The sequence below is a fragment of the Streptomyces sp. 8L genome (genome assembly GCF_020176795.1).
In the GTDB taxonomy this organism is placed as follows: Bacteria; Actinomycetota; Actinomycetes; order Streptomycetales; family Streptomycetaceae; genus Streptomyces.
On the sequence record NZ_JAIUKE010000650.1, the window covers coordinates 1 to 5,061 of the forward strand.

Consider the following 5,061-nt stretch of genomic DNA (forward strand, 5'->3'; position numbering starts at 1 on the left):
CCCCCACACCGTCTCCCCCACCCCGCGCTCCCACCGCGCGCCTCCGCTCCACAGAACCAGGAACGTCATGCCCCCTGCGGTCCGCTTCGGCGTCAACTACACCCCCAGCGAGGGGTGGTTCCACCACTGGCTCGACTTCGACCTCGACGCCGTACGCGCCGACCTCGACTCGATCGCCGCGCTCGGCCTCGACCACATCCGGGTCTTCCCCATCTGGCCGTACTTCCAGCCCAACCGGACGCTGATCCGCCCGCGCGCCGTCGAGCAGCTCGTCCAGCTGGCCGACGCGGCGGCCGAGCGCGGCCTCGACGTCAACGTGGACGGCCTCCAGGGCCATCTGTCCAGCTTCGACTTCCTGCCCGCCTGGACGCGGACCTGGCACCGGCGCAACCTCTTCACCGACGCGGACGTGGTCGAGGGCCAGGCCGCCTACCTGCGGACCCTGGCCGCCGCGCTCGCCGACCGGCCCAACTTCATCGGTATGACGCTCGGCAACGAGGTCGCGCAGTTCGCGGCGGGCCCGCACCCCGACCCGGACCGCATCACCGCCGGGCAGGCGGGCGCCTGGCTGGAGCGGCTGCTCGCCGCCTGCGAGGAGGGCGCCCCCGGCCGGCCGCACCTGCACGCCGAGTACGACGCCGCCTGGTACCAGGACGACCAGCCGTTCACGCCCGCGCACTCGGCCCGCCTCGGCGCGATGACCGCCGTGCACTCCTGGGTGTTCAACGGCACGGCGCAGCGCCACGGCCGTGACGGCACCGCGACCGTCCGGCACGCCGCCTATCTGGTCGAGCTCTCCAAGGCGTGGGCGGCCGAGCCGCACCGGCCGGTGTGGCTCCAGGAGGTCGGCGCGCCCGCGCCGCTCATCCCGCCAGAGCACGCGGCCGAGTTCACCTCGGCGACCCTCGCGGGCGCGCTGGACTGCGCGGACCTGTGGGGCGTCACCTGGTGGTGCTCCCACGACGTCTCGCGCTCCCTCGCCGACTTCCCCGATCTGGAGTACGGGCTCGGGCTGCTGACCTCGGACCGTGAGGTCAAGCCGGCCGGCGAAGCCGTCGCACGGGCCGCGCGGGAGTGGCGTGCGCACCCGTACACCCCTGCGCCGCGCACCACGGCGCTGATCGTGGACGCGGGCGACGACGACACCGCGCCGCACCGCTCGGTGTGCGCGCCGGGTGGCGCCGTCTTCGAGGCGTTCGCGCGGCTGTGCGCGGACGGGGTCCGGCCGACCACGGTGCTCGCGAGCCGCGCCGACGACAGGCTCCACCTGGCACAGCGGGGGATCACCGAGGTCCTCGCCCCGGACGCTGTGACAGGCTGAGCAGGCACCACAAGACGGCCGGCACCCGACAGCAGCGCCGTACCAGTACCAGCAGTACCTACCAGGACCAGCACCGCCGTACCAGCACCAGCACCAGCACCAGCACCAGCACCAGCACCAGCAATGGAGCCGCCTCTCATGCATGACGACCGCTCTCTGGTCGAGGCCCGTCTCAAGCGCGTCCTCGACGAGCGCATCAGGCCCGCCGTTTACCCCGAGGCCGTGCCGATGGAGGTGGCGGTATGGACCGCGCCGGGCGAACCGGTCCCGGTCGCCGAGGGCCTCGCCGCCGAGCCGTCCCCCGTCTCGGTCGGCGACCGCTGGGGCGCGCCGTGGGGCACCAGCTGGTTCCGGGTGCGGGGAACGGTGCCCGCCGCGTGGGCGGGCCGTACCGTCGAGGCCCTGCTCGACCTGGGCTTCGACGAGAACATGCCGGGCTTCCAGTGCGAGGGGCTCGTCTACCGGCCGGACGGCACCCCGGTGAAGGGCCTCAACCCGCGCAACCAGTGGGTGCGCGTCGCCGAGCGCGCCGAGGGCGGCGAGGACGTGCGACTGCACATCGAGGCGGCGTCCAACCCGGTCCTGCTGGACTACCACCCCTTCCTGCCGACGCCGCTCGGCGACAAGGAGACCGCGGGCTCCGACCCGCTGTACCGGATCGCCCGGATGGACCTCGCCGTGTTCGACGAAACGGTGTGGCAGCTGGTGATCGACCTGGAGGTGCTGGGCGAGCTGATGGCCGAGCTGCCGGTGGAGGGCAGCCGGCGCTGGGAGATCCTGCGGGCCGTGGACCGAGCCCTGGACGCGGTCGACCTCCAGGACGTGAACGGCACCGCGGCCGCTGCGCGCGCCGAACTGGCGGGCGTGCTCGCCGAGCCCGCGCACCCGGCCGCGCACCGGATCAGCGCGGTCGGGCACGCGCACATCGACTCGGCGTGGCTGTGGCCGCTGCGCGAGACCGTGCGCAAGGTGGCCCGTACGACCTCGAACATGACCGCGCTGCTGGAGGACGAGCCGGAGTTCGTCTTCACCATGTCCCAGGCGCAGCAGTGGGCGTGGGTCAAGGAGCACCGGCCCGAGGTGTGGGCGAAGGTCGTCAAGGCGGTGGCCGAGGGGCGGTTCGTACCGGCGGGCGGCATGTGGGTGGAGTCCGACACCAACATGCCGGGGTCGGAGGCGATGGCCCGGCAGTTCGTGCACGGGAAGCGGTTCTTCCTGGACGAGTTCGGGGTGGAGAACGACGAGGCGTGGCTGCCGGACACGTTCGGCTTCGCGGCCGGCCTGCCGCAGATCATCAAGGCCGCCGGCTCCAAGTGGCTGCTCACGCAGAAGATCTCGTGGTCGGCCACCAACACGTTCCCGCACCACACCTTCGACTGGGAGGGCATCGACGGAACGCGGATCTTCACGCACTTCCCGCCCGTCGACACCTACAACTGCTCGATGAAGGGCAGCGAGATCGCCCACGCGGAGCGGAACTTCAAGGACAAGGGCGTGGCACGCCACTCGCTCGCGCCGACCGGCTGGGGCGACGGCGGCGGCGGTACGACGCGCGAGATGGTCGCCAAGGCCGCCCGGCTCAAGGACCTGAACGGTTCGGCCGCGGTGAAGTGGGAGAAGCCCGCGGACTTCTTCGCGAAGGCCGAGGCGGAGTACCCGAATCCGCCGGTGTGGGTGGGTGAGCTGTACCTGGAGCTGCACCGGGCGACGCTGACCAGCCAGGCGGGCACGAAGCAGGGCAACCGCAGGAGCGAGCACCTGCTGCGGGAGGCCGAGCTGTGGGCCGCCACGGCTGCGGTACGGTCCGGATTCCCTTATCCGTACGAGGAGTTGGACCGGATCTGGAAGACGGTGCTGCTGCACCAGTTCCACGACATCCTGCCCGGCTCCTCCATCGCCTGGGTGCACCGCGAGGCCCGCGCCACATACGCGAAGCTCGCCGAGGAACTGAACGGCATCATCGACGCGGCGCAGCGCGCCCTCGCGGGCACGGGCGAACAGCCGCTGGTGTTCAACAGCGCCCCGCACACGCGTGAGGGGGTGCCCGCGGGCGGCGCGTCCGTGCCGGCCGTGGCGGGCCCCACGGCGGTGGGCGCCCGCGCCGACGGCGGCTTCGTGCTCGACAACGGCCTGCTGCGGGTGGAGATCGACGCGCGCGGCCTGGTCGTGTCCGCGTACGACATCGAGACGGGCCGCGAGGCGATCGCGCCGGGGCAGGCCGCCAACCTGCTCCAGCTGCACCCCGACTTCCCCAACCAGTGGGACGCCTGGGATGTCGACGCGTTCTACCGCAACACCGGCACGGACCTCACGGCACTGGACGAACTGACGGCGCTCCAGGACGCGTCCTCGGTGCGGGTCGTACGGTCCTTCGGCGCGTCCAGGGTCACGCAGACGCTGTCACTGGCGGCGGGCAGCGGACGTCTGGACATCGAGACGGAGGTCGACTGGCACGAGACGGAGAAGTTCCTCAAGCTGGCCTTCCCGTTCGACGTGCACGCCGAACGGTACGCGTCGGAGACGCAGTTCGGGCATGTCTACCGGCCGACGCACACCAACACCAGCTGGGAGTGGGCGAAGTTCGAGGCCTGCAACCACCGCTTCGTGCACCTGGAGGAGCCGGGCTGGGGCGTCGCGCTCGTCAACGACTCGACGTACGGCCACGATGTGACCCGTACCGTACGCGCGGACGACGGCGGCACGACCACCACCGTACGCGCGTCCCTGCTGCGCGCCCCGCGCTTCCCCGACCCGGAGACCGACCAGGGCGTGCACCGCTTCCACCACGCGCTGGTGCCGGGCGCCGCCATCGCCGACGCCGTACGCGAGGGCTACCGCGTCAACCTGCCAGAGCGCCGCATCGCCGGTGGCGGGGACGTGGCGCCGCTCGTCGCCGTCGACAACGACGCGGTGGTGGTCACGGCGGTGAAGCTCGCCGACGACGGCAGCGGCGATGTGGTCGTGCGCTTCCACGAGGCGCGCGGCGGCCGGGCCACGGCGACGCTGACGGCCGGTTTCCCCGTCGGCGGCGTGCGCGCCACGGACCTGCTGGAGCGGCCTCTCGCCGACGCGCCGGCCCCGGAGCGCACGGGCGGGGTGGTGACGGTGTCACTGCGGCCGTTCGAACTGCGCACCCTGCGGTTCACCCGCGGCTGACCACGCGCGAGGACAGCACGGGCAAGGACCTGACAGGGCGACAGGGCGGGCCTCCGGCACGGAGCCGGGGGCCCGCCCTTCCGCGTCGTCCACGGCGGTACGGGAAGTGGGCGCTCAGGCGGCGGCCTTGAGGCTCTCCCGCCATGCGTCCGTGGTGGCGATCTCCCCGCGCTTCGCGAGGATGTCGGTGATGAGGCTGTCGTGCAGGGCGGGGCTGGGGTCGGCGCAGGCGTCGGACAGAACGGTGATCCGGTAGTCGAGGTCGAAGGCCTGCAAGGCGGTGGACAGCACGATGCCACCGGTGGCGATGCCCGCAAGGACGAGGTGGTCGATGTCCTGGGCGGTCAGGATCTGCTGGAGGTTGTTGCCCGCGAAGGCGCTGACGCGGTTCTTGTACACGACGATCTCGCCGTCGGCGGGGGCCACGTCGGGGTGGATGGCGGCGCCGGGGTCGTCCGCCGTGAAGAGGTGGGAGGGAAGGGCGCCGAAGATCTTGTTGCGGGGGTGGGCGTCGGTGTGTCCGTGGCGCAGTCGCAGCGCGACGTGGATGACCGGAATCCCGGCGGCGCGTGCCGTGCCCAGGG

3 protein-coding genes are annotated in these 5,061 nt (G+C 72.4%); 2 read left to right on the forward strand and 1 reads right to left on the reverse strand.

Annotated elements, in window-relative coordinates; all coding sequences use genetic code 11:
• Positions 1 to 67: 67 nt before the first annotated feature.
• Together LCE31_RS36495 and LCE31_RS36500 are read left to right on the forward strand one after the other, a co-directional pair.
• Positions 68 to 1,321: a glycoside hydrolase 5 family protein gene (locus LCE31_RS36495; protein ID WP_225022240.1), complete on the forward strand. Its 1,254-nt coding sequence runs from the start codon at positions 68 to 70 to the stop codon at positions 1,319 to 1,321.
• Positions 1,322 to 1,459: 138 nt separating this feature from the next.
• Positions 1,460 to 4,477 (forward strand): alpha-mannosidase, encoded by a 3,018-nt coding sequence (locus LCE31_RS36500; protein ID WP_225022241.1) that lies wholly within the window; start codon positions 1,460 to 1,462, stop codon positions 4,475 to 4,477.
• A gap of 114 nt (positions 4,478 to 4,591) precedes the next feature.
• Here LCE31_RS36500 and LCE31_RS36505 read toward each other — a convergent pair.
• Positions 4,592 to 5,061 (reverse strand): cysteine hydrolase family protein (locus LCE31_RS36505; RefSeq protein ID WP_225022242.1); only part of this gene is annotated, 470 nt, incomplete at its 5' end.

Excerpts from the sequence above, each read along its gene's own strand:
- LCE31_RS36500 (WP_225022241.1), top strand. The coding sequence starts at position 1,460 with ATGCATGACGACCGCTCTCTGGTCGAGGCCCGTCTCAAGCGCGTCCTC.
- LCE31_RS36495 (WP_225022240.1), top strand. The coding sequence starts at position 68 with ATGCCCCCTGCGGTCCGCTTCGGCGTCAACTACACCCCCAGCGAGGGG.